The sequence below is a fragment of the Psychroserpens mesophilus genome (genome assembly GCF_050617655.1).
Lineage (GTDB): Bacteria > Bacteroidota > Bacteroidia > Flavobacteriales > Flavobacteriaceae > Psychroserpens > Psychroserpens mesophilus_A.
In genome coordinates this window covers 1-288 of record NZ_JBODQC010000123.1, presented here as the reverse complement: position 1 = coordinate 288, position 288 = coordinate 1, and the positions used below count along the sequence as shown (strand labels likewise).

The 288-nt window shown below is 58.0% G+C and carries 1 protein-coding gene; it reads right to left on the bottom strand.

Translation table 11 applies throughout. The features are described 5' to 3' along the window. Positions 1 to 288: cell division protein FtsX (locus ACRHNM_RS16605; protein WP_431137732.1), on the bottom strand; the 288-nt coding region annotated here is incomplete at both ends.

Below are 288 nucleotides of genomic sequence, written 5' to 3'. Positions count from 1 at the left end.
GCACAAAAGGTGCTGTTCCCGGCAATGAATATGCCGAGCAGGAACACGACCCCAAAGGGCAACCCGATTTGCGGGAGGTCGTCCAGCAGCCCCAGTTCCGGGAAGTTGCCGTCCAGGTAAACCAGCAGGCCGTAGAGTGCCAAAAGTGCCAGGCAGGCTCCGATCATCCCGAGTTTGACACTGGTGGCGATAAACGGCCGGCGGATAAAAGCCTTGGTGGCCCCCACCATTTGCATCGTCTTGATGATAACCCGGCGGGAATAGATCGAAAGCCGGATGGAGGAGTTG